Origin of the sequence: Bacillus sp. cl96, from assembly GCF_900100505.1 — a bacterium.
Classification (GTDB): domain Bacteria; phylum Bacillota; class Bacilli; order Bacillales; family Bacillaceae_G; genus Bacillus_A; species Bacillus_A cereus.
Map to the genome: position 1 here is coordinate 92,779 of NZ_FNDM01000002.1, position 23,198 is coordinate 115,976.

Here is a 23,198-nt window from a genome sequence, read left to right on the forward strand (position 1 = left end):
GGAGTTTAATTTATTATGGAGGTGCTATGTCTAGTATGAATACGAACGAAAGAATCGTGCCCCTCCTACCATTAAGAGGCGTTCTCGTATATCCAACGATGGTTTTGCATCTTGATGTAGGACGTGATAAATCGATACAAGCACTAGAGCAGGCGGCAATGGATGAAAATATCATCTTTTTAGCAATGCAAAAAGAAATGAATATCGATGATCCGAAAGAAGATGACATATATAGTGTAGGTACGGTGGCGAAAGTGAAGCAAATGTTAAAATTGCCGAACGGTACGCTTCGTGTCCTTGTGGAAGGTTTACATAGAGCAGAAGTAATAGAGTTTATCGAAGAAGAAAATGTAGTACAAGTGTCGATTAAAACGGTAACTGAAGAAGTAGAAGATGATTTAGAAGAGAAAGCTCTTATGCGTACGTTACTGGAGCATTTCGAACAATATATTAAAGTTTCGAAAAAAGTTTCAAATGAAACATTTGCAACGGTAGCTGATGTGGAAGAACCAGGGAGATTAGCTGATCTAATTGCTTCTCACTTGCCGATTAAAACGAAGCAGAAACAAGAGATTCTAGAGATTGTATCTGTAAAAGAACGATTACAAACACTTATTTCAATTATTCAAGATGAACAAGAGTTACTTAGCCTAGAAAAGAAAATTGGGCAAAAAGTGAAACGTTCCATGGAGCGCACGCAAAAAGAATATTTCTTACGTGAGCAAATGAAGGCGATTCAAACTGAACTTGGCGACAAAGAAGGCAAGGGCGGAGAAGTAGAAGAACTTCGTGAGAAAATTGAACAGTCAGGAATGCCGGAAGAAACAATGAAGGCTGCGCTGAAAGAATTAGATCGTTATGAAAAGTTACCAGCAAGTTCTGCGGAGAGTGGTGTTATTCGCAATTATATTGATTGGTTATTAGCGCTTCCGTGGACAGAGGCAACAGAAGATATAATTGATCTTGCTCATTCGGAAGAGATTTTAAATAACGATCATTACGGTCTTGAAAAAGTGAAAGAGCGTGTACTTGAATATTTAGCTGTACAGAAGTTAACGAATTCATTAAAAGGACCTATCCTTTGTTTAGTAGGCCCTCCTGGGGTCGGCAAAACTTCGTTAGCGCGTTCAATTGCAACATCATTGAATCGTAACTTCGTCCGTGTATCTCTTGGTGGTGTGCGTGATGAATCTGAAATTCGTGGTCACCGCCGTACATATGTTGGAGCAATGCCAGGACGCATTATTCAAGGTATGAAAAAGGCGAAAACAGTTAATCCAGTCTTCTTATTAGATGAGATTGATAAAATGTCTAACGATTTCCGTGGAGATCCATCAGCGGCATTACTTGAAGTATTAGATCCAGAACAAAACCATAACTTCAGTGATCATTACATTGAAGAACCATATGATCTATCAAAAGTTATGTTTGTAGCAACTGCTAATACACTTTCAAGTATTCCAGGTCCATTACTTGACCGTATGGAAATCATTTCGATTGCTGGCTATACAGAACTTGAAAAAGTACACATTGCTCGTGAGCATTTATTGCCGAAACAATTAAAAGAACATGGCTTACGAAAAGGTAATTTACAAGTGCGTGATGAAGCGCTGCTTGAGATTATTCGTTATTATACACGTGAGGCTGGTGTTCGTACGCTGGAGCGCCAAATTGCAAAAGTTTGCCGTAAAGTAGCGAAGATTATCGTTACAGCAGAACGTAAACGTATCGTTGTGACAGAGAAAAAGATTGTTGATTTACTTGGTAAACACATATTCCGTTATGGGCAAGCTGAAAAAACAGACCAAGTTGGTATGGCAACAGGTCTAGCTTACACAGCAGCAGGCGGCGATACACTTGCCATTGAAGTTTCTGTAGCGCCAGGAAAAGGGAAACTAATTTTAACAGGGAAACTTGGGGATGTTATGAAAGAATCAGCACAAGCTGCGTTTAGTTATATACGTTCTCGTGCAGAAGAGCTTCAGATCGATCCGAATTTCCATGAGAAAAATGATATTCATATTCACGTTCCAGAAGGAGCAGTTCCAAAAGACGGACCGTCAGCAGGTATTACGATGGCAACGGCACTTATTTCTGCGCTAACAGGTATTCCTGTAAGTAAAGAAGTCGGTATGACAGGTGAAATTACACTTCGTGGTCGTGTATTACCAATTGGTGGTTTAAAAGAAAAAACATTAAGTGCTCACCGCGCAGGCTTAACAAAAATTATTTTGCCAGCAGAAAACGAGAAAGATTTAGATGATATTCCAGAGAGCGTAAAAGAAAACCTTACGTTTGTGCTTGCATCTCATTTAGATGAAGTATTGGAGCACGCATTAGTAGGAGTGAAACAATGAAAGTAACAAAAGCAGATATTGTAATTAGTGCTGTTAAACCAGAACAATATCCAGACAGTGATTTACCAGAAATTGCATTAGCAGGTCGTTCAAATGTGGGGAAGTCTTCCTTTATTAATAAAATTTTAAATCGTAAAAAGTTAGTACGTATTTCTTCTAAACCAGGAAAAACGCAAACGCTGAACTTTTTCTTAATCAATGAGATGATGCACTTTGTTGACGTTCCAGGTTATGGATATGCGAAAGTATCTAAATCGGAGCGCGCTGCATGGGGGAAAATGATTGAAACGTACTTTACAACGCGTGAACAATTAGACGCAGCTGTATTAGTAGTTGATTTACGTCACCAACCAACAAGTGATGACGTGATGATGTATGATTTCTTAAAGCATTATGAAATCCCAACAATTATTATTGCGACGAAAGCCGATAAAATTCCGAAAGGGAAATGGCAAAAGCATTTAAAAGTTGTAAAAGAAACGCTTGCTGTTGAAATTGGCGATGAAATTGTTCTATTCTCTTCTGAAACAGGACTTGGAAAAGAAGAAGCGTGGAAAGCAATTCATAAATTTACAAAAACAAAAAACGCGTGACGAATGTCGCGCGTTTTTGTTTTGCTAAATTTTTTAGCGTACGTTTAATGTAACTTCAATATTTCCTCGTGTTGCTTTCGAGTAAGGACATACACCGTGAGCCGCTTCTACAAGTTCTTGTGCTTCGCTATGTGAAACGCCAGCCACATGTACATCAAGTACAGCAGATAGGCCGAAACCACCATCTGTATCTTTTCCGATAGAAACGTGAGCAGTTACTTCTGTACTTTCTACTTTCACACGTTTTGTACGAATGACAAGTTGTAATGCACTATCGAAACAAGCTGCATAACCAGCTGCAAATAGTTGTTCTGGATTTGTTGCTTCTCCGCCTGCACCACCTAGTGCTTTCGGCATTTTTACATCAAGATTTAATATGCCATCATCTGAAACTACTTTCCCATTTCTTCCACCTGTTGCTGTTACTGAAGCAGTATATAATTTATCCATATTTATTCCCCTTTTCCATCATTAATTGTTTTCATTGTGTCAATCAGTTTATTTAGTTGAATTAATAAAGAGCGATATTCTTGCTCTGTAATTCCTAAGTTTGTAGCCATCGTTGTCGGTAATGAACAAGCCTTTTCCTTTAAATCTTTGCCCTGTTCTGTTAATTCAATACAAACTTTTCGCTCGTCTTCTTTGGAACGAACACGTTTTACAAGTTTTAATGATTCCATACGTTTTAACATAGGTGTTAACGTACCAGAATCTAAAAATAGACGTTCTCCAATTTCTTTTACTGTTAGTCCATCTTGCTCCCATAGTACGAGTAAAGTAATGTACTGGGGATACGTAATACCCATTTCTTCTAAATAAGGTCGATAAAAACGAGTAACCTCTCTAGAGCAGGCGTAAATAGAAAAACAAAGTTGGTTATCTAGATGCAAAGAGTCTTCTGTCATAAATAACTCCCTTCTAATTAAGTTGTGCACAATTTAATTTTGTAAAACTAATATAACGAAAAAGAAATGCAATGTCAAATACATTGTATTGAGAAAGTCTTTGTTACATTTTGGAACAATCATACATATTTTCCTTCATGATGAAAGAAGATAGGGAAGATGATGTTATAATTTATATGGAATAGTTTCCATCACTTGATTATGAGGGCTTTTTTTGGTAACGTACAAATAGAGTTATTAATTTATAATCATTATAAAGTAGAAATTTTTTTATTAGTGTTACTGAATCTCCTTTATTACATACGGAGAATAATTAAAAAATAATCGGTTGTTCACACGATTGTCAGATTCATAAGAGGAAAGTTGTATTATGATAGTAGATAAAGTGATAAAACGGGTGAAGGGGGACATGCTGCGTGCATATTCTTGTTGTTAGTGTAAATTATCGAACAGCCCCTGTAGAATTTCGTGAGAAACTCACATTTCAGGCAGCAGAACTAGAGCGAGCGATGACTACATTACAAAATCAAAAGAGCGTGTTAGAGAATGTCATTGTGTCAACTTGTAATCGCACTGAGATTTATGCTGTTGTCGATCAATTACACACGGGACGGTATTATATTAAGAAGTTTTTAGCTGATTGGTTTCAGCTTGAAATAGAAGAAGTCGCGCCATATTTAACTATTTTTGAACAAGATGGTGCAATAGATCATTTATTCCGCGTAACGTGCGGTTTAGATTCAATGGTAGTCGGAGAAACGCAGATTTTAGGTCAAATAAAAGATAGCTTTTTAGAAGCGCAACAAGTTAAAGCAACAGGCACAATTTTTAATGAATTGTTTAAGCAAGTCATTACATTAGCAAAACGTGCCCACTCAGAAACAACAATCGGGGAAAGTGCAATGTCTGTTAGTTATGCTGCTGTTGAGCTTGGAAAGAAAATATTTGGCGAGTTAACAGATTGTCATGTGCTTATTCTTGGTGCTGGTAAAATGGGCGAACTTGCACTACAAAACTTATATGGAAGTGGTGCTCGTAAAGTAACAGTTATGAATAGGACGCTTTCGAAAGCAGAAGTAATGGCTGAGAAATATATGGGACATGCAAAATCGTTAAGCGAATTACAATGTGCATTATTAGAAGCAGATATTTTAATTAGTTCAACTGGTGCATCTGAGTATGTCATTACGAAAGAGATGATGACAAAGGTGGAGAAAATGCGCTCTGGTCGTCCATTATTTATGGTTGACATTGCAGTGCCGCGTGATATTGATCCAGCGATTGATGAGCTAGAAGGTTCTTTCTTGTATGATATTGATGATTTACAAGGAGTAGTGGAGGCAAACCGTGCTGAGCGTTTGAAAGAGGCAGAGAAAATTCAATTTATGATTGAAGAGGAAATTGTTCTATTTAAAACGTGGTTAAGTACACTTGGTGTTGTTCCATTAATATCAGCTCTTCGTGATAAGGCACTTGCAATCCAAAGTGAAACGATGGTAAGCCTAGAGCGAAAAATACCAAACCTTAGTGATCGTGAGAAAAAAGTTATTAGTAAGCATACGAAAAGTATTATTAATCAATTATTAAAAGACCCAATTTTAGTAGCGAAAGAAATAGCTGCTGAAGAGGGAGCGAGCGAAAAATTAGCGTTATTTGCAAAGATTTTTGATTTAGAAACGGAAGAAGTAGAGAGTCGTGCGGAAGAAGTAGAACATAAAAGAGTGTGGACACCATCCGTTCCATCTTTATAATTTGGAAGGATGATCGGATGAGTTTTTTTAATAACAGTATTATTTATCATATTGCAATTATTTTATATGCTTGTAGCATTAGTTTATATTTTATAGATTATTTCCAAAGTAACCGAAAGGCGAACCGATTTGCTTTTTGGTTACTTGCGATTGTATGGGTCCTGCAGTCTATTTTTATGTTGCTTAGAGCTACAGATTCAGAAACGAATCCTATTTTAACTTTATTATCAGGGATTTATTTTTATGTTTGGTTATTGATTACGATGTCGTTAGTTATTAATCGATTTATGAGAATTGACTTTTTAGTCTTTTTTACAAATGTTGTAGCATTTGGCGTAAGCGCTTTTTCTATTTTTACACCGCTCGGAAAGATGTCGCCAGTACTTGCGGAACAATTAGTTTCAGAACTTGTATACGTGCATGTCGGTATGGCAATTATTTCTTACGCAACGTTTACTGTATCGTTCATTTTTTCTATTATGTATTTATTGCAATATCGCCTATTAAAAAAGAAAAAATGGAATGCGAGATTAAGAAGGTTAGGGAATTTACCGAAGCTAGAATCTATGTCTTACGGATTAAATTTATTTTCTGTTCCATTTTTCTTACTAGCAATTTTATTAGGATGTATATGGGGATATACAAAATTGGATAATTTCCATTGGTATGATACGAAAGTAATCGGATCTTTTGTCGTTCTATTTGTGTATTGCACAGGTTTATATTTACGAGCGGCAGATGTGTTGCAAGGTAAGAAAATTGTACAGTGGAATATCGGATCGTTTCTCGTAATGCTAGTAAACATTTTTCTATTAAGCAGTTTGTCCAATTTCCACTTTTGGTATTTATAATGAGGAGAGAGAATTATGCGCAAAATTATTGTAGGATCACGAAAGAGTAAACTAGCATTAACGCAAACAAACTGGTTTATTGATCAGTTAAAAGCCTTAGGTCTACCATATGAATTTGAAGTGAAAGAAATTGTCACAAAAGGTGATGTTATTTTAGATGTTACTCTTTCAAAAGTAGGCGGAAAAGGCTTGTTTGTGAAAGAGATTGAACATGCGCTACTTACGAAAGAAATTGATATGGCTGTACATAGTATGAAAGATATGCCGGCCGTACTTCCAGAAGGATTAATGATCGGTTGTACACCAAAGCGTGTTGACCCTCGTGATGCTTTTATCTCAAAAAGCGGAGCGTCGTTTAAAGAGTTAGCAGAAGGCGCTATTTTAGGTACGAGTAGTTTAAGACGTAGTGCACAGCTACTCGCTGCGAGACCAGACTTACAAGTGAAGTGGATTCGCGGAAATATCGATACACGTTTACGTAAATTAAAAGAAGAAGATTACGATGCAATTATTTTAGCGACAGCAGGATTACAAAGAATGGGCTGGGATAATGAAGTTATTACAGAACATTTAGATGAGACGTTATGTGTACCTGCTGTAGGACAAGGTGCATTAGCGATTGAGTGTCGTGAGGATGATAAGGATTTATTGCAGTTGTTAGCGCATATTAATGATACGATAACAGAAAGAACAGTGGCAGCGGAGCGAGTATTTCTTCATAAACTTGAAGGTGGATGCCAAGTTCCAATTGCTGGATATGCAACCCTTACAGAAAACGATGCAATCGAATTAACAGCTCTTGTCGGCTCTATGGATGGCTCTGTTTTATTAAAAGAGACAGTAGTGGGTACTAATCCTGAGGAAGTAGGGTTAGAGGCCGCGGACCGTTTAATTAAACAAGGCGCCAAAGAACTCATTCTTGCTGCAAATAAGGAGCAACAATAAATATGAACGCTCTCGCTGGAAAAACGGTATTGATTACACGTGCCCAGCATCAAGCGAAACAAATGAGTGTAGCAGTGAAAGAAAAGAGCGGAATTCCATTGGAAATTCCGCTTTTGCGTATGGAAGGTATGTCTCATACGCAAATTCAACATATTGAAGAGCAGCTACATTCATACGACTGGGTTATTTTTACGAGCAGAAATGGTGTAGCTTTCTTTCTAGATAGTTTAAAAAAGAAACTACCGCTAACCATTAAAATCGCTGCGGTAGGTGTGAAAACAAAATTAGAGTTAGAAAAAAGGGGCTATCAAGTTCATTTTGTTCCGACTTCATTTGTTGCAGAAGCATTTGCAGAAGAGTTTCTAAAAGAATTAAGTGGAAACGAACGTATTTTATTTCCGAAAGGGAATTTAGCAAGAGAGGTAATTCCGGTTGCACTTCGGGAAATTGGTGTTTCTCTAGATGAGCTAATCGTATACGGTACGAAAGTGAATATAGAAAAAAAGCAAGAACTTATAGCAGCATTGAAGTTAGGGAAAGTAGACATTATTACATTTACGAGCCCTTCAACTGTTACTAGTTTTGTTCGTTTACTTGAGGGTACAAACTGGAGAGAATGGACAAAAAAATGTACAATTGCTTGTATAGGACCTATTACGGAAAAAGAGGCAAGTCTTTATTTTCCGTCTGTTATTGTGCCGAAAGAGTACACTGTAGAAGCATTACTACAATATGTTTGTGAATCTATAAAATGAAAGAATGGGGATAGAAATCTATGAACTCTTTACAATTTAATCGTCATCGTCGTTTAAGACAAAGCGGGGGCATGCGTGCACTTGTGCGTGAAACGTTTTTACATACGGAAGATTTTATTTACCCTATTTTTGTATTAGAAGGTGAAAATATTCGTAATGAAGTTCCTTCTATGCCGGGCGTATATCAAATGTCTTTAGATTTATTGCAAGCTGAAATGCAAGAAGTTGTTGATTTAGGTATTCGTTCTGTTATTGTATTTGGTTTACCTGCTGAAAAGGATGAAGTTGGATCATCAGCATATTGTGATCATGGAATTGTACAACGTGCTATTCAGCAAATTAAAGGTGATTTCCCTGAGCTAGTAGTAGTTGCAGATACATGTTTATGTCAATTTACAAGCCATGGTCATTGCGGTGTAATTGAAGATGGGATTATTTTAAATGACGAGTCTCTTGCAGTTCTTGCGAAAACAGCTGTAAGTCAAGCGAAAGCAGGAGCGGATATTATTGCGCCATCAAACATGATGGACGGCTTCGTAACAGCAATTCGTCATGCATTAGACGAAAATGGTTTTGGACACGTGCCAGTTATGTCGTACGCTGTGAAATATTCATCAGCATTTTATGGACCATTCCGTGATGCTGCGCACGGTGCACCGCAATTTGGTGACCGTAAAACATATCAAATGGATCCGGCAAACCGTATGGAAGCATTCCGTGAAGCAGAATCAGATGTAATGGAAGGTGCAGATTTCTTAATCGTAAAACCAGCTCTTTCTTACTTAGATATCGTTCGTGATGTGAAAAATAACTTTAATTTACCAGTTGTCGCTTATAATGTAAGTGGTGAATATTCGATGATTAAAGCGGCAGCGCAAAATGGTTGGATTAATGAAAAAGAAGTTGTTCTTGAAAAATTAATTAGTATGAAACGTGCAGGGGCAGATTTAATTATTACGTATCATGCAAAAGATGCAGCAAGATGGTTACAAGAAGGAGGCGCTAAATAATGAAAAAGTTTGATAAGTCAATTGCAGCGTTTGAAGAGGCGCAAGACTTAATGCCTGGTGGCGTAAATAGCCCGGTTCGTGCCTTTAAGTCTGTTGGGATGAATCCGTTGTTTATGGAGCGTGGAAAAGGCTCTAAAGTATATGATATCGATGGGAATGAATACATCGACTACGTATTATCATGGGGTCCTTTAATTCATGGTCATGCAAATGATCGTGTTGTAGAAGCGTTAAAATCTGTTGCTGAAAGAGGTACAAGCTTCGGTGCACCAACAGAAATTGAAAATAAATTAGCAAAACTTGTTATTGAGCGCGTGCCATCAATTGAGATTGTGCGTATGGTTAACTCTGGAACGGAAGCAACAATGAGTGCACTACGTTTAGCTCGTGGTTATACAGGTCGTAATAAAATCTTGAAATTTATTGGTTGTTACCACGGTCATGGTGATTCGTTATTAATTAAAGCTGGTTCTGGTGTGGCGACTTTAGGTTTACCAGATAGTCCTGGTGTACCAGAAGGTATAGCGAAAAATACGATTACAGTAGCTTATAACGATTTAGAAAGCGTAAAATACGCGTTTGAACAATTCGGTGATGATATTGCTTGTGTAATTGTAGAACCAGTAGCAGGAAATATGGGGGTTGTTCCTCCGCAGCCTGGATTTTTAGAAGGTCTTCGTGAAGTAACAGAACAAAACGGTGCATTGCTTATTTTTGATGAAGTAATGACAGGGTTCCGAGTAGCTTATAATTGTGGCCAAGGTTATTATGGCGTAACGCCTGATTTAACATGCCTAGGTAAAGTAATCGGTGGTGGTTTACCGGTAGGAGCATACGGTGGTAAAGCGGAAATTATGCGCCAAGTTGCGCCAAGCGGACCGATTTACCAAGCTGGTACTTTATCAGGTAATCCACTTGCAATGGCGGCAGGTTATGAAACGTTAGTACAGTTAACGCCAGAATCATATGTAGAATTTGAGCGTAAAGCTGAAATGTTAGAAGCTGGATTACGTAAAGCAGCTGAAAAACATGGCATTCCGCATCATATTAACCGTGCAGGCTCTATGATTGGTATTTTCTTTACAGATGAACCCGTTATTAATTACGATGCAGCAAAATCTTCAAACTTAGAATTCTTTGCGGCTTACTATCGTGAAATGGTAGAACAAGGTGTATTCTTACCACCATCTCAATTCGAAGGTTTATTCTTATCGACAGCACATAGTGATGCAGATATTGAAGCAACGATTGCAGCAGCTGAAATTGCAATGTCAAAATTAAAATAATGTATTAGAGAAAAATCGCTCTCCATAAGGGGGGCGATTTTTTTTATTCATAAAGTAAGCTTCCCACACATAAATCTGTAATGACATATAGTTTGGGAGGGGGAAAAGAAGTGGCTACAGATCATTCGTTACGATTTTCATTAAAAGAATCTGTTTGGTTCCAAAAGGGACAGGAAGTCGAAGAACTTTTGTCAATTTCGTTAGATCCAGACGTTGAGATAGAAGAGCTTGATCATGAAGTAATCGTGAGAGGGCAATTAGATTTAACGGGAGAGTATGTTGCACGAAAAGATGATTCGGCGTATTCATTAAGAGAACTATCGCCAGCAAAGTCAATTGATTATGTAGAAACAAGGGAAGATGGGGTTAATGAACTTGTTCATTCCTTTCCGCTTGAAATATCAATTCCGAGAAATCGAGTGAAAGTAATTGAAGAGCTATATGTATCAATTGAGGAATTTGATTATGAATTAAAGGAAAATGGTTGCTTACAATTATTAGCGGATATATCTATTAGCGGTTTGTGTGATGAAGAGAGAAACGAGGATGAAGCTGAAGAGGAAGAAACGGTGTATGCCGAGTTAGAAGAAGATTCAGCGCAAGAGGACGAAAATAGACCGGCGCCGCATGTAGAAGAACCAGCATATAAGGAATCAGATGAGTGGGAAGATTACGCATTTGAACCGTTCCAATTAGAGGAAAGAAAAGAGCAGGAATTAGAAGAAGAGAAGATAGAGGAACATGAATTTGTGGAGCGTGAAGAGGAGCAAGAAACAACGCCGCAATTTGAACTGTTCGGACGAAAAGATTTCAAGAAAGAAAAAGCGAAAAAGCAGGAAGAACAAGAAGAAGAGTACTCACAGCGAGATGAAAATGCGCTTTATTTAACAAAATTATTTACGAAAGAACCGGAAGAAGAATTTACAAAGTTAAGAATGTATTTCGTGCAAGAAGGGGATACAATTGAATCTATTGCAGACCGTTATGAAACGTCTGTACAAAATTTATACCGTGTCAATCAAACAGAAGATATATTTTTAAATACGGGGCAAATTATTTATATTCCCGTTTCAAGGGTAAAGGCGAAATAAGGAAGTGAGTGTTTTCACTCACTTCCTTTCTTAGAGGCTATGTTTTGAATAGAAAGGGTTATTCGTATGGATATTGAGTTGCGAAATCACTATGAACCTATCGTGAGGCAATATAGATTAGATACGCAGCATATGGAAGAGCACGGAAATGTAATGAAAATTTATACGAATCAAGGTCCATATGCACTCAAGAAAATAGAAGGCAGAAAGTTAGAGCGGAATAACTTTCTGCATCATATTCAATATTTGAAGGAGAAAGGTTTTTCAAATTATGTACCTATATATCATGCGACGGATGGAAGTTATATTTTAAGTGACGGGACGTATAATTATTATTTAATGCCTTGGTTAGAACGTGCAGAAGGAAACGGTGAGGACAATGATCAATACCATAAAATGTTTCAGACACTTGGAACGTTGCATCAAAAAACTGTGAAGGAAGAAACGTATACGGAAGAAGATTTAGAAAAACATTATACAAGTATATCCGATCGTTGGGAAAATGATGGTGAGATGTTAGAAGAGTTTCTCGTAGAATCTGAATCAAAATGGTATATGTCCCCGTTTGAATTGCAATATTGTACGTACTATCATCATGTAATGAGAGCGCGTGAATTTGCAACGAAGCAATTAAATGAGTGGAACGATGCGATGAAAGAAAAGGAGAAAACGCGTATTACTTTTGTGCATGGTAATGTGTCACTGAATCATTTTTTATTTGACTATGAACGGAATGGCTATTTTATTAGTTTAGAAAAATCGAAGTTTGCAACGCCTGTGCAAGATATAGTAGGTTTTTATTCACGGTCTTTAAACACATATCCAATCGCAAGAAGTGATCGGTTTGAATGGTTTCAAATGTATCAAAAAAATTTCCCTTTTACGAAAGAAGAGCAACTACTTATGTTTGCGTATATGACGTATCCATCGCAATTTATTCGGCAAATCCAGTCTTATAAGAAAAGAAGAGATAATCGTAACGAGGAAAATGAACTGCGCGGAGTAAAGAGTTTGCAACAATCGCATTGGCTCGTTAGCAATATAGAATATTTCCTGTCACAATTACAAGCTGCCCAGCAAGGGAACGGATAAAGTAAACATTCCCCGCTGATGATTAGCCTTCACTAATTGGGCGTTTACGGGCACCAGGGCTCCCATCTAACTTCTTTGCTTCAGCTGAGTTTTGAGGTGGAGGTCTTACTGCCCACAAATAGCGGGGTAAAGAAGATAAGTAGAGGATTCTACTTATCTTCTTTTTGGCACCAAAAGCTGTAGTTTTAAATTTATCTTGACGAATAAGGTTTCGTTTTTTACACTATTGTATATAATAATTAACAATCATATAAATGCCTTGAAGGGGAAGAGTATAACATGAAACGTCTTCAGAGAGGAGAATCATTAGCTGGGAGATTCTCTAGATAGTTATGTTAGAAGGTAGCCCTGGAGCATCTTTTCTGAACGGAATAGTTCTTATTAGGAAAAGACGGATTTGTCCGTTATCAAATTAAGAGTATAAGCAAATTATGAATTTGTTTGTAAATAAAGGTGGTACCGCGATGTCCCTCGTCCTTTTTGGATGAGGGACATTTTTTATTTTAAGGAGGGAAAATAATGTCAAACACGGAAAAGAATTTACCAACTAAATATGATCATATGTCCGTTGAAGAAGGCCTTTATCAATGGTGGCTTGAAGGCAAATATTTTGAAGCAACAGGAGACGAGAAGAAACAACCGTATACAATTGTAATTCCACCTCCAAACGTAACTGGTAAGTTACACTTAGGTCATGCTTGGGATACAACTCTTCAAGATATTTTAACTCGTACGAAGCGTATGCAAGGATACGATGTACTATGGCTTCCAGGAATGGACCATGCTGGTATCGCAACACAAGCGAAAGTAGAAGGAAAACTTCGTGAAGAAGGTATTTCACGTTACGATCTTGGCCGTGAAAAATTCCTTGAAAAAGCTTGGGAGTGGAAAGAAGAGTACGCTTCTCACATTCGTCAACAATGGGGGAAAGTTGGTTTAGGACTAGACTATTCTCGTGAACGCTTCACATTAGACAAAGGTTTATCAGATGCGGTTAATAAAGTATTCGTTCAATTATACGAAAAAGGCTTAATTTACCGTGGTGAATATATCATCAACTGGGATCCAGCAACACGTACAGCTCTTTCTGATATTGAAGTAATTCATAAAGAAGTTCAAGGTGCATTCTACCATATGAACTATCCGTTAACAGATGGTTCTGGTCACATTCGTCTTGCTACTACTCGTCCAGAAACGATGCTTGGTGATACAGCAGTAGCAGTTCATCCAGAAGACGATCGTTACAAACATTTAATCGGAAAAACAGTTACACTTCCAATCGTAGGCCGTGAGATTCCGATTATTGCTGATGAGTACGTAGAAAAAGATTTCGGAACGGGCGTTGTAAAAATTACGCCAGCTCATGACCCGAATGACTTTGAAGTAGGTAACCGTCATGACTTACCACGCATCTTAGTAATGAACGAAGATGGATCGATGAACGAAAAAGCTGGTAAGTATAACGGTATGGATCGTTTCGAATGCCGTAAAGAATTAGTAAAAGACTTACAAGAAGCTGGCGTATTAGTAGAAATCGAGCCACATATGCATTCAGTAGGTCATAGTGAGCGTAGCGGTGCGGTTGTTGAGCCTTATTTATCAACACAGTGGTTCGTAAAAATGGCTCCACTTGCTGAAAAAGCAGTAGCGCTTCAACAAAAAGAAGAAGAAAAAGTAACGTTCGTACCAGAGCGTTTTGAAAACACATATTTACGTTGGATGGAAAATATTCATGACTGGTGTATTTCTCGTCAATTATGGTGGGGACACCGTATTCCAGCTTGGTACCATAAAGAAACTGGTGAAGTATACGTAGGTACAGAAGCACCAGCAGATATTGAAAACTGGAATCAAGATAACGATGTACTTGATACATGGTTCAGTTCAGCATTATGGCCATTCTCCACACTTGGTTGGCCAAATGAAGATTCAGCAGACTTCAAACGTTACTATTCAACAGATGCACTAGTAACGGGTTATGATATCATCTTCTTCTGGGTATCTCGTATGATTTTCCAAGGTTTAGAGTTTACAGGCGAGCGTCCATTTAAAGATGTATTAATTCACGGTTTAGTTCGTGACGAGCAAGGTCGTAAAATGAGTAAATCTCTTGGTAACGGTATTGATCCAATGGATGTTATCGAGAAGTACGGTGCAGATGCAATGCGTTTCTTCTTATCAACAGGAAGTGCACCAGGTCAAGATTTACGTTTCAGCATGGAAAAAGTAGAATCTACTTGGAACTTCATTAATAAAATTTGGAACGCATCACGTTTCGTATTAATGAACATGGATGATATGAAGTATGAAGAAATCGATTTAACTGGTGAAAAATCAGTTGCGGATAAGTGGATCTTAACTCGCTTAAACGAAACAATCGAAAGCGTAACACGTAACATGGATAAATATGAGTTCGGTGAAGCTGGTCGTTCATTATACAACTTCATTTGGGACGATTTCTGTGATTGGTATATTGAAATGGCGAAACTTCCACTATACGGTGAAGATGAAGCAGCTAAGAAAACAACTCGTTCTATTTTAGCTTACGTATTAGATCAAACAATGCGTCTATTACACCCATTCATGCCATTCGTAACAGAGAAAATTTGGCAACATTTACCGCATGAAGGCGAGTCTATTACAGTAGCTGCGTGGCCAACAGTTCGCGAAGATTTACAAGATACGGAGGCTGCGGCAGAAATGCACCTTCTAGTTGATATCATTCGCTCTGTTCGTAACATCCGTGCAGAAGTAAATACGCCAATGAGCAAAAAAGTTCAAATGCAAATTAAAGCAAAAGATGAGGCTGTACTTGCTCAACTTACGAAAAACAGCTCTTACATTGAGCGTTTCTGTAACCCAAGCGAATTAACAATTCAAACAGACTTACAAGCGCCAGAAAAGGCAATGACTGCAATCGTATCAGGTGCAGAGTTATTCTTACCGTTAGCTGATCTTATCAATCTTGATGAAGAGAGAGCTCGTCTTGAGAAAGAACTTGAGAAGTTCGATAAAGAAGTAGAACGTGTACAGAAGAAACTTTCTAACCAAGGTTTCGTAGCGAAAGCTCCTGCAGCGGTTATTGAAGGAGAGCGTGCGAAAGAGCAAGATTACCTAGAAAAACGCGAAGCAGTTCGTCAACGTCTAGCAGATCTTGAAAAGTAAAAATGTTTTTAGAGACTCACTATATTGGTGAGTCTCTTTTCTTTGCGTATAATAGAACTATGAAAGTTGTCTTTTGAAAGGGGAAAAATATACGTGATACATACATACGAAGAAGCGATAGGGTGGATCCATAGCCGATTGAAATTTGGAATTAAGCCAGGATTAGAAAGAATGAGATGGATGTTAGAAGAACTTGGAAATCCAGAGCGTCATATCAAATGTGTTCATCTTGCTGGTACAAATGGAAAAGGTTCAACGTTAACATATATGCGTTACATGTTAGAAGGCGCGAAATATAAGGTAGGAACGTTTACCTCTCCTTACATCGAATCATTTAATGAACGCATTAGTGTGAATGGAACACCAATTGCAGACGAAGAGATTACTGAACTTGTAAAGCTGGTAAAACCAGTCGTGGAAAAACTAGATGAAACGGATTTAGGGGAAGCGACAGAGTTTGAAATTATTACTGTTATGGCGATTTGCTATTTCGGCAAATTCAATTTCTGTGATGTTGTTTTATTTGAAACAGGGCTTGGTGGACGTTTTGATTCTACCAATGTTATACACCCTGTTCTCACGATTATTACGAATATCGGTCACGATCATATGCATATTTTAGGAAATACACTAGGAGAAATTGCATATGAAAAGGCGGGGATTATTAAGTCTGGCGTGCCGGTAATTACTGGTGTACAAGATGAAGAAGCTTTGCAAGTCATTCAAAATGTTGCAAAGGAAAATCATGCAAACTTATACGAGATGGGCAACCATTTTACAGCATTACATAAACAGTCTAGTGAAGATGGAGAACAGTTCGATTTCACTTGTCCTTTCGCCTCTTTTGAAGATGTGCGAATCACAATGAAAGGCAGCCACCAAGTAGGAAACGCAGCACTTGCGCTTATGGCAGTCATGTATGTAAAAACATACTTATCATTTTTAATTGAGGAAGAAGAAATAAGAACTGGATTACAGGAAGCGTATTGGGTGGGGCGCTTTGAAAAACTGCAAAGTAATCCAGATATTATTATAGATGGTGCTCATAATCCAGAAGGTATCGAAAGCCTTGTGAAAACAGTAGAAGCGCATTACAAAGATAAAAATGTAATAGTGTTATTTACTGCCCTTGGTGATAAACAATTACATAACATGGTAGGCCAATTAGAAACCATTGCAGATGAAATTATTTTTACAACATTCGCCTTTGATCGTGCTATTTCTGCTGATAAGCTTGCATCATATTCACAGAAAGAATCAAAATTAGTTTTTGAAAATTGGAAAGAGGCAATTGATACAAAAGTTGAAATGATAGCAGAAAATGATGTTTTTATCATAACAGGTTCTCTTTATTTCATTTCTGAAGTACGAAAATATATTTGCGAGAAAAACTAGATAGTCTTTGCTATCTAGTTTTTTTGTTCTACAAATGAAGTCAAATGCATACATATAAGATAAATATATAGGGTTATTTGGCGAATTCCTCTGACAAATATCTCGTTTTTTTATGAAATGAATATGATATGATGCGGACAACGATAAGAGGTGAGGTGTGAGTGTATGGACAAGCAATCACGAACGATCTCAGTGAAAGTGAATGGAACAGAAGCGAAGTATGAGGAAAAAAAGAAAGATGAATTTGAATGGATGGTAGTAGAAAGTGAACGACCGAAAAATGTTGTTCCGTTTCAAAAAGCGAAATCAATGTCTGTGGAAAAATACCGAAAGAAGTGGAGTAATACATTAATTGTAATCGTTGCAACTGCAATCATTATCGGTACGGCGTTTGGAATGGGGATGCTTCATTTACTTACTGGACAAGGAACGACAGGAGGAAGTGAAGTGACAGCTTCAAGGCCGACTGGAAATGGAGAATCAAAGGTGGGTGGAACGGCAGAACAAACACCAGCACCGAAAGAACAAAAACAAAAAGCACAAGTAGGAACGTCATTGGATCCAATGAAATTATTTTTTGTTCAAGGGGGGCTTTATTCTTCTGAAGAAAAGGGACAGGCAGCTCTTGAAGAATGGAAAGGCAATGGGGGCATTGGTGCTTTGAGACCGAGCGGTGATAAGTATGCAATAGTTGTTGGTATTGCTAGCGATGAACAGTCTATAAATCAATTAATGACTAAGTATAAAAATGATGGTGTCTCCGTTTTAAAAAAGAACTGGGATATAACAGATAAAGCATTGCTGAAAGATGATAAAGAAGTAGGAACATTTTTAACAAAAGTGCAGCCATTATACACTCATTTAGCAAAATATGCTTCTAGCGTACAAGTTGGTGGAAAAAGCAGCGCAAAAGATATAGAAGTAATTGAAAAAGAATGGAAAAAGGTTGAAAAAGAAGGGAAAAGTATGAAACAAGAAGAAGCAAAGAAACTGTATATGTATACGTCGGTAGCTGTACAAACAGTAAAAGATGGGAAGATGGATAAGGAATCTTTGGCGAAATTAAATCAAGTTATTATTGATGGTTTACTCTCGTATGAAAAAATTGTTTCGTAGAAAGTGAAATGATAGGATAATAAAATGAGTAAGAAAGAAGTACATGTACTTCTTTCTTTTCTTTTGAATTTAGAGCAAAGTGCTTTCTCTATGACAGGAATATAATCGTATGCAATAAAGAAGTGTTATTTTAGTTAGAGAAATTAATATTTCTTTCATTTGTGGGCAAACTATTCCTTTGATACGATTAATATAAATTGTTCTGCTTCATGTGAGAAAGGAAGGAGAAAATATGAGAAAAATAATTTTAGCTTCAGGGTCACCTCGGAGGAAGGAATTGCTTGAGTTAGCTAGTGTGCCATTTGAAATCGTTGTAAGTGAAGTAGAGGAAACAATTGGTGCATATTCATCGCCTTCTGATATTGTAATGTCGCTTGCCTTGCAAAAAGCATCAGCGGTGGCAGAAAATAATAGTGATCACATTGTGTTAGGTGCAGATACAATTGTTACATATGAGTCGCGTATTCTTGGTAAGCCTTCTAATGAGGATGAGGCGAAAGAGATGTTGCAATTACTATCAGGGAAAACACATGAAGTGTATACAGGTGTTGCAATTATAGCAAAAGAAAAAACGGTTACTTTTTATGAGCGTACAGAAGTTACATTTTGGGAGTTAACAGAAGAGGAAATTGATACATACGTCGCGTCGAAAGAACCTTTTGATAAAGCCGGTAGTTATGGGATTCAAGGTAAAGGATCTATTTTCGTTCAAAATATTCAAGGGGACTACTATAGTGTAGTTGGCTTACCAATTGCACGTCTCGTTCGGGAATTAAAACAATTTGATATTGATGTAACCCATGCGTAAAATTGCATGGGGTTTTCTTTGAGAGAACAAATAAAGGGGTGGAGAGATGAACGGTATTCGTGATGTTGTAAGAGAAGAACAGCCACGGGAGCGTTTATTGTTAGAAGGTGCTGGAAGTTTATCAAATCGAGAGCTTCTCGCAGTGTTACTCAGAACAGGTTCTAAAGAAGAAACAGTTTTAAAGTTGTCAGATAAAATTTTACATCAATTTGATGGCTTACGTATGTTGAAAGATGCAACATTAGAAGAGCTAATTAGTATACATGGTATTGGGATTTCAAAGGCATCGCAACTTATGGCAGCCTTTGAACTAGGCAGAAGAATGGTACGTTTAGAATATCAAAATAGATATAGTATTCGAAGTCCAGAAGATTGTGCGAAATACATGATGGAAGAAATGCGTTTTTTACAACAAGAGCATTTTGTTTGTTTATATTTAAATACAAAAAATCAAGTTATACATAGGCAAACGATCTTTATTGGAAGTTTAAACACGTCAATTGTACACCCGAGGGAAGTTTTTAAAGAAGCCTTCCGTCGTGCAGCAGCCTCTATCATATGTCTTCATAACCATCCCTCAGGAGATCCCACGCCGAGCCGTGAAGATATTGCAGTAACAAAACGCTTAGTAGAATGCGGCCAGATTATCGGAATTGAAGTGCTTGATCATATTATAATAGGTGACCATAAATTCGTGAGTTTAAAGGAAAAAGGTCATATTTAAGACTATGCTTTTTACTTATTTTGTTTTATAATGTGATTTATGAGTTTTTTGTAGAAATTTATCTACAAAAAGGATAAAGATATAAAAAACGTACTGTTTTTATAATATAAAGTAAGAAAAAATGAGTCCGTGAAAACAAGAAAGGAAGATAAATAATATGTTTGGATTTGGTGGATTTACTCGCGATCTTGGAATAGACTTAGGAACTGCGAACACGCTTGTATATGTAAAAGGAAAAGGTGTAGTTTTACGTGAACCTTCAGTAGTTGCGTTACAAACTGATACGAAACAAATCGTTGCTGTAGGTAGCGATGCAAAACAAATGATTGGTCGTACACCAGGGAACGTTGTGGCACTTCGCCCGATGAAAGACGGTGTAATTGCTGATTATGAAACAACTGCAACAATGATGAAATATTACATTCAACAAGCTCAAAAATCAAACGGTTTCTTCTCACGTAAGCCGTATGTAATGGTATGTGTACCATCTGGTATTACAGCTGTAGAAAGACGTGCAGTAATCGATGCGACTCGTCAAGCGGGTGCTCGTGATGCTTATCCTATCGAAGAGCCATTTGCAGCAGCAATTGGTGCAAACTTACCTGTTTGGGAACCAACTGGTAGTATGGTTGTTGATATCGGTGGCGGTACAACAGAAGTTGCAATTATTTCTCTAGGTGGTATTGTAACAAGCCAGTCAGTCCGTGTTGCTGGTGATGATATGGACGATTCAATCATTCAGTACATTAAGAAAAGCTATAACTTAATGATCGGTGAAAGAACAGCTGAAGCATTAAAATTAGAAATTGGTTCTGCAGGCGAGCCAGAAGGTATCGAGCCTATGGAAATTCGCGGTCGTGATTTAGTAAGTGGTTTACCAAAAACAGTACTAATTCAGCCAGAAGAAATTGCAGATGCATTAAAAGATACAGTAGATGCGATTGTAGAATCAGTTAAAAATACGTTAGAAAAAACTCCACCTGAATTAGCGGCTGATATTATGGACCGCGGTATCGTATTAACAGGTGGCGGGGCATTACTACGTAATTTAGATAAAGTAATTAGTGAAGAAACGAAAATGCCAGTTCTTGTTGCAGAAGATCCATTAGATTGCGTAGCAATTGGAACAGGTAAAGCATTAGACAATATCGATCTTTTCAAAACTGCTGCTCGATAATATTGCAAAATAAAAATCAGTGAAATTAAGAGGGTGTGAACGTGCCACAGTTTTTCTTAAACAAAAGATTAATTGTTTTGTTGGTTAGTATTATTCTTCTCGTGGCATTGATTGGAATCTCATTGAAAGAACGGAACAGTTTAACATGGCCAGAGCAGTTTGTTAAAGATACTGTCGGTGTTGTAGAACGTGTATTCCAAAAGCCAGCGAAATACGTAGCTGGATTCTTCGAAAATGTAGAGGATGTAAAGCGCACGTATGAAGAGAATAAAGAATTAAAAGCAAAATTAGATAATTATGCAGGTCTATCAGGGAAAGTAAAACAATTAGAAGATGATAACAAGAAGTTACAAGAGCTAACTGGTAAAAAAGAGTTAAATAGCGGGTATACTGAAATTCCAGCTACTGTTGTTTCTCGTAATCCAGATAAATGGTACGATTTAATTGGAATTGATAAAGGGGCACAGCAAGGAATTAAAAAAGATATGGCTGTAGTAACTTCACAAGGGTTAGTTGGAAGAGTGAAAAGTGTATCTCAGTTTACATCATCAGTAGAATTACTAAGTTCTATGAGCCGAACAAATCGCGTTTCTGCTATTGTACAAGGGCAAGAGAAAATCTTTGGATTGATTGAAGGTTATGACAAAGAAAAGCAATTACTTCTTTTCACAAAGATTGGCTCTGATGCACCGGTAGAGAAAGATCAACTAGTTGTAACATCTGGACTGGGTGATATTTTCCCGAAAGGTCTTGTAATTGGAAAAATCGTTGAAGTTCAGCCGGATGCATATGGCTTAACAAAAACAGCTTATGTAAAACCTGCCGCTGATTTAAATGACGTAGAGCATATTACGGTTGCTAAACGTGCAACACCTTCAGCGCCATTAGAATAGGAGGAGAAGAAGAGATGATGAAGATATTAAAAAGAGCAGCTCTTCCTCTTTTGCTCCTTTTTGTGTTTCTATTTGAAAATATGTTTGCTACTGTTGTTCCAACGGATGTATTTTGGAAAGACAGCATAGCAGCACCGCATTTCTTTATAATCGTCTTATGTTTTATCACAGTGTATTATAGTCCGGTCCAAGGGATTTATTACGGACTATTATTTGGCTTCTTATTTGATACCGTATACACAGAACTTGTCGGGATATATATTTTTGCTTATCCGATTTTAGCTTATTTAGTATATAGTGTGATGAAAGTACTACAATTGAATTTATTTATTGTTGTTTCTATCATATTAGCTAGCGGTGTAGCACTAGAGTATTATGTGTATGGATTCTTAACTTTATTAGGACGTACTCATATGCCAGCGTATGTCTTTTTCACAGATCGTCTCCTTTCTACTTTATTGTTAAATGCTATTTTCTTATTGATAGTTTGTTTCCCACTGAGACGATATATAGTGCGTCTTTCAAAAGCGATGGAAGAAAAAGAAAAAAGGATTTTCTAATTTTATGTCGAATTGAATCGGTGGGGTGAACTTTAGTGGAAGAAAAAAAGCAACAAAATGTAACGATAAAAGGGACAAAAGATGGGATAACGCTTCATTTAGATGATTGTTGTTCATTCTCAGAATTATTGATGGAATTAGACGAAAAACTTTCTACACATTACTACGATGGTGATGGGCGCTCTTTAATTGAAGTGCATGTGAAAGTAGGAAATCGTTATTTAACAGAAGTCCAACAAGAAGAGATTCGTACGTTAATTCGTAATAAAAAGAATCTTGTTGTGGATTCAATTGAAAGTGATGTTATCACTAAAGCAGAAGCAATAGCTTGGAAAGAAGAAACAGAAATTGTCCCTATTTCCAAAATTGTTCGCTCTGGACAAGTTTTACATGTAAAAGGAAATTTGTTGTTAATTGGAGATGTTAATCCAGGCGGAACGGTTATCGCTGGGGGGAATATTTTTGTCGTAGGATCATTAAGAGGAATTGCACATGCTGGGTATTATGGGGATTCGGATGCTGTAATCGCTGCATCTGTTATGAACCCGATGCAACTTCGAATTAGTGATGTGGCAATGCGGGCTCCGGAAGAGAAAGAAGACGGAGCGGAGGCGGCAGAATGTGCGTATATTAATGAGAACAATCACATTGTTGTCGATCGCCTGCAACTTCTCACTCATCTTAGACCTAATTTAACAAAGTTAGAAAGGGGAATTGTATAGCT

At 37.4% G+C, this 23,198-nt stretch carries 21 protein-coding genes and 1 other annotated feature; of the genes, 19 read left to right on the plus strand and 2 right to left on the minus strand.

Annotated elements, in window-relative coordinates; translation table 11 throughout:
* Window positions 1–26 precede the first annotated feature (26 nt).
* Together lon and ysxC are read left to right on the plus strand one after the other, a co-directional pair.
* The gene (lon, locus tag BLT20_RS04835; protein WP_000097289.1) at window positions 27–2,357 is read left to right on the plus strand and encodes an endopeptidase La; all 2,331 of its coding nucleotides are present in this window, start codon (window positions 27–29) and stop codon (window positions 2,355–2,357) included.
* Window positions 2,354–2,950 carry a ribosome biogenesis GTP-binding protein YsxC gene (gene ysxC / locus BLT20_RS04840; protein WP_000869116.1) on the plus strand — a complete coding sequence of 199 codons (597 nt, stop codon included), beginning with the start codon at window positions 2,354–2,356 and terminating at the stop codon, window positions 2,948–2,950. Before lon ends, ysxC begins: the two co-directional genes overlap by 4 nt.
* A gap of 33 nt (window positions 2,951–2,983) precedes the next feature.
* On the opposite strand, the gene BLT20_RS04845 is transcribed toward ysxC, so the two are convergent.
* The gene (locus BLT20_RS04845) at window positions 2,984–3,400 is read right to left on the minus strand and encodes an organic hydroperoxide resistance protein (RefSeq protein WP_000359781.1); all 417 of its coding nucleotides are present in this window, start codon (window positions 3,398–3,400) and stop codon (window positions 2,984–2,986) included.
* A gap of 2 nt (window positions 3,401–3,402) precedes the next feature.
* The gene (locus tag BLT20_RS04850; RefSeq protein ID WP_000133916.1) at window positions 3,403–3,855 is read right to left on the minus strand and encodes a MarR family winged helix-turn-helix transcriptional regulator; all 453 of its coding nucleotides are present in this window, start codon (window positions 3,853–3,855) and stop codon (window positions 3,403–3,405) included.
* A gap of 416 nt (window positions 3,856–4,271) precedes the next feature.
* Between BLT20_RS04850 and hemA the strand changes: the two genes are divergently transcribed.
* The 17 genes from hemA (at window position 4,272) to minC (ending at window position 23,196) form a co-directional block, all read left to right on the plus strand.
* Window positions 4,272–5,606, plus strand: coding sequence for a glutamyl-tRNA reductase (gene hemA, locus BLT20_RS04855; protein WP_000547868.1), 1,335 nt, complete (start codon window positions 4,272–4,274; stop codon window positions 5,604–5,606).
* Between the two features lie 17 nt (window positions 5,607–5,623).
* Window positions 5,624–6,457 (plus strand): cytochrome c biogenesis protein, encoded by an 834-nt coding sequence (locus BLT20_RS04860; protein WP_000007721.1) that lies wholly within the window; start codon window positions 5,624–5,626, stop codon window positions 6,455–6,457.
* A gap of 15 nt (window positions 6,458–6,472) precedes the next feature.
* Window positions 6,473–7,402 (plus strand): hydroxymethylbilane synthase, encoded by a 930-nt coding sequence (gene hemC, locus BLT20_RS04865; RefSeq protein WP_001226421.1) that lies wholly within the window; start codon window positions 6,473–6,475, stop codon window positions 7,400–7,402.
* 2 nt (window positions 7,403–7,404) lie between these two features.
* On the plus strand, window positions 7,405–8,157 hold the full coding sequence (gene hemD, locus BLT20_RS04870) for a uroporphyrinogen-III synthase (RefSeq protein ID WP_000992356.1): 753 nt from the start codon (window positions 7,405–7,407) through the stop codon (window positions 8,155–8,157).
* Between the two features lie 20 nt (window positions 8,158–8,177).
* Window positions 8,178–9,167 carry a porphobilinogen synthase gene (gene hemB / locus BLT20_RS04875; protein WP_001087052.1) on the plus strand — a complete coding sequence of 330 codons (990 nt, stop codon included), beginning with the start codon at window positions 8,178–8,180 and terminating at the stop codon, window positions 9,165–9,167.
* Window positions 9,167–10,453, plus strand: coding sequence for a glutamate-1-semialdehyde 2,1-aminomutase (hemL, locus tag BLT20_RS04880; protein ID WP_000712934.1), 1,287 nt, complete (start codon window positions 9,167–9,169; stop codon window positions 10,451–10,453). The genes hemB and hemL overlap by 1 nt, the downstream gene beginning before the upstream one ends.
* 80 nt (window positions 10,454–10,533) lie before the next feature.
* Window positions 10,534–11,544 carry a stage VI sporulation protein D gene (gene spoVID, locus BLT20_RS04885; RefSeq protein WP_002026373.1) on the plus strand — a complete coding sequence of 337 codons (1,011 nt, stop codon included), beginning with the start codon at window positions 10,534–10,536 and terminating at the stop codon, window positions 11,542–11,544.
* Between the two features lie 66 nt (window positions 11,545–11,610).
* Window positions 11,611–12,636: a spore coat protein YsxE gene (gene ysxE / locus BLT20_RS04890; protein WP_000350658.1), complete on the plus strand. Its 1,026-nt coding sequence runs from the start codon at window positions 11,611–11,613 to the stop codon at window positions 12,634–12,636.
* Between the two features lie 250 nt (window positions 12,637–12,886).
* Window positions 12,887–13,118: a binding site (T-box leader), on the plus strand.
* A gap of 37 nt (window positions 13,119–13,155) precedes the next feature.
* Complete coding sequence (locus BLT20_RS04895; protein WP_000072244.1) at window positions 13,156–15,801, plus strand: valine--tRNA ligase; 2,646 nt, start codon at window positions 13,156–13,158, stop codon at window positions 15,799–15,801.
* 93 nt (window positions 15,802–15,894) lie between these two features.
* Complete coding sequence (folC, locus tag BLT20_RS04900; RefSeq protein WP_000582064.1) at window positions 15,895–17,196, plus strand: bifunctional folylpolyglutamate synthase/dihydrofolate synthase; 1,302 nt, start codon at window positions 15,895–15,897, stop codon at window positions 17,194–17,196.
* Window positions 17,197–17,361: 165 nt separating this feature from the next.
* Window positions 17,362–18,312, plus strand: coding sequence for a hypothetical protein (locus tag BLT20_RS04905; protein WP_000361013.1), 951 nt, complete (start codon window positions 17,362–17,364; stop codon window positions 18,310–18,312).
* A 232-nt stretch (window positions 18,313–18,544) separates the two neighbouring features.
* Window positions 18,545–19,120: a Maf family protein gene (locus BLT20_RS04910; protein ID WP_001226290.1), complete on the plus strand. Its 576-nt coding sequence runs from the start codon at window positions 18,545–18,547 to the stop codon at window positions 19,118–19,120.
* Window positions 19,121–19,166: 46 nt separating this feature from the next.
* Window positions 19,167–19,844 carry a RadC family protein gene (radC, locus tag BLT20_RS04915; protein ID WP_001013390.1) on the plus strand — a complete coding sequence of 226 codons (678 nt, stop codon included), beginning with the start codon at window positions 19,167–19,169 and terminating at the stop codon, window positions 19,842–19,844.
* 157 nt (window positions 19,845–20,001) lie between these two features.
* Window positions 20,002–21,021: a cell shape-determining protein MreB gene (mreB, locus tag BLT20_RS04920; RefSeq protein ID WP_000466736.1), complete on the plus strand. Its 1,020-nt coding sequence runs from the start codon at window positions 20,002–20,004 to the stop codon at window positions 21,019–21,021.
* 41 nt (window positions 21,022–21,062) lie between these two features.
* Window positions 21,063–21,914 carry a rod shape-determining protein MreC gene (gene mreC / locus BLT20_RS04925; protein ID WP_001135488.1) on the plus strand — a complete coding sequence of 284 codons (852 nt, stop codon included), beginning with the start codon at window positions 21,063–21,065 and terminating at the stop codon, window positions 21,912–21,914.
* Between the two features lie 14 nt (window positions 21,915–21,928).
* Window positions 21,929–22,474, plus strand: coding sequence for a rod shape-determining protein MreD (mreD, locus tag BLT20_RS04930; protein ID WP_000975764.1), 546 nt, complete (start codon window positions 21,929–21,931; stop codon window positions 22,472–22,474).
* A 35-nt stretch (window positions 22,475–22,509) separates the two neighbouring features.
* Window positions 22,510–23,196: a septum site-determining protein MinC gene (gene minC, locus BLT20_RS04935; protein ID WP_000391521.1), complete on the plus strand. Its 687-nt coding sequence runs from the start codon at window positions 22,510–22,512 to the stop codon at window positions 23,194–23,196.
* The last annotated feature ends 2 nt before the right edge of the window (window positions 23,197–23,198 follow it).

Bases quoted from the DNA above. Each gene is read 5' to 3' on its own strand.
- hemL (WP_000712934.1), top strand. From the start codon at position 9,167: ATGAAAAAGTTTGATAAGTCAATTGCAGCGTTTGAAGAGGCGCAAGAC.
- ysxE (WP_000350658.1), top strand. From the start codon at position 11,611: ATGGATATTGAGTTGCGAAATCACTATGAACCTATCGTGAGGCAATAT.
- mreD (WP_000975764.1), top strand. From the start codon at position 21,929: ATGATGAAGATATTAAAAAGAGCAGCTCTTCCTCTTTTGCTCCTTTTT.
- BLT20_RS04905 (WP_000361013.1), top strand. From the start codon at position 17,362: ATGGACAAGCAATCACGAACGATCTCAGTGAAAGTGAATGGAACAGAA.
- radC (WP_001013390.1), top strand. From the start codon at position 19,167: ATGAACGGTATTCGTGATGTTGTAAGAGAAGAACAGCCACGGGAGCGT.
- BLT20_RS04860 (WP_000007721.1), top strand. From the start codon at position 5,624: ATGAGTTTTTTTAATAACAGTATTATTTATCATATTGCAATTATTTTA.
- ysxC (WP_000869116.1), top strand. From the start codon at position 2,354: ATGAAAGTAACAAAAGCAGATATTGTAATTAGTGCTGTTAAACCAGAA.
- BLT20_RS04910 (WP_001226290.1), top strand. From the start codon at position 18,545: ATGAGAAAAATAATTTTAGCTTCAGGGTCACCTCGGAGGAAGGAATTG.
- hemB (WP_001087052.1), top strand. From the start codon at position 8,178: ATGAACTCTTTACAATTTAATCGTCATCGTCGTTTAAGACAAAGCGGG.
- hemD (WP_000992356.1), top strand. From the start codon at position 7,405: ATGAACGCTCTCGCTGGAAAAACGGTATTGATTACACGTGCCCAGCAT.
- BLT20_RS04845 (WP_000359781.1), bottom strand. From the start codon at position 3,400: ATGGATAAATTATATACTGCTTCAGTAACAGCAACAGGTGGAAGAAAT.
- spoVID (WP_002026373.1), top strand. From the start codon at position 10,534: ATGACATATAGTTTGGGAGGGGGAAAAGAAGTGGCTACAGATCATTCG.
- mreB (WP_000466736.1), top strand. From the start codon at position 20,002: ATGTTTGGATTTGGTGGATTTACTCGCGATCTTGGAATAGACTTAGGA.
- BLT20_RS04850 (WP_000133916.1), bottom strand. From the start codon at position 3,855: ATGACAGAAGACTCTTTGCATCTAGATAACCAACTTTGTTTTTCTATT.
- BLT20_RS04895 (WP_000072244.1), top strand. From the start codon at position 13,156: ATGTCAAACACGGAAAAGAATTTACCAACTAAATATGATCATATGTCC.
- lon (WP_000097289.1), top strand. From the start codon at position 27: ATGTCTAGTATGAATACGAACGAAAGAATCGTGCCCCTCCTACCATTA.
- hemC (WP_001226421.1), top strand. From the start codon at position 6,473: ATGCGCAAAATTATTGTAGGATCACGAAAGAGTAAACTAGCATTAACG.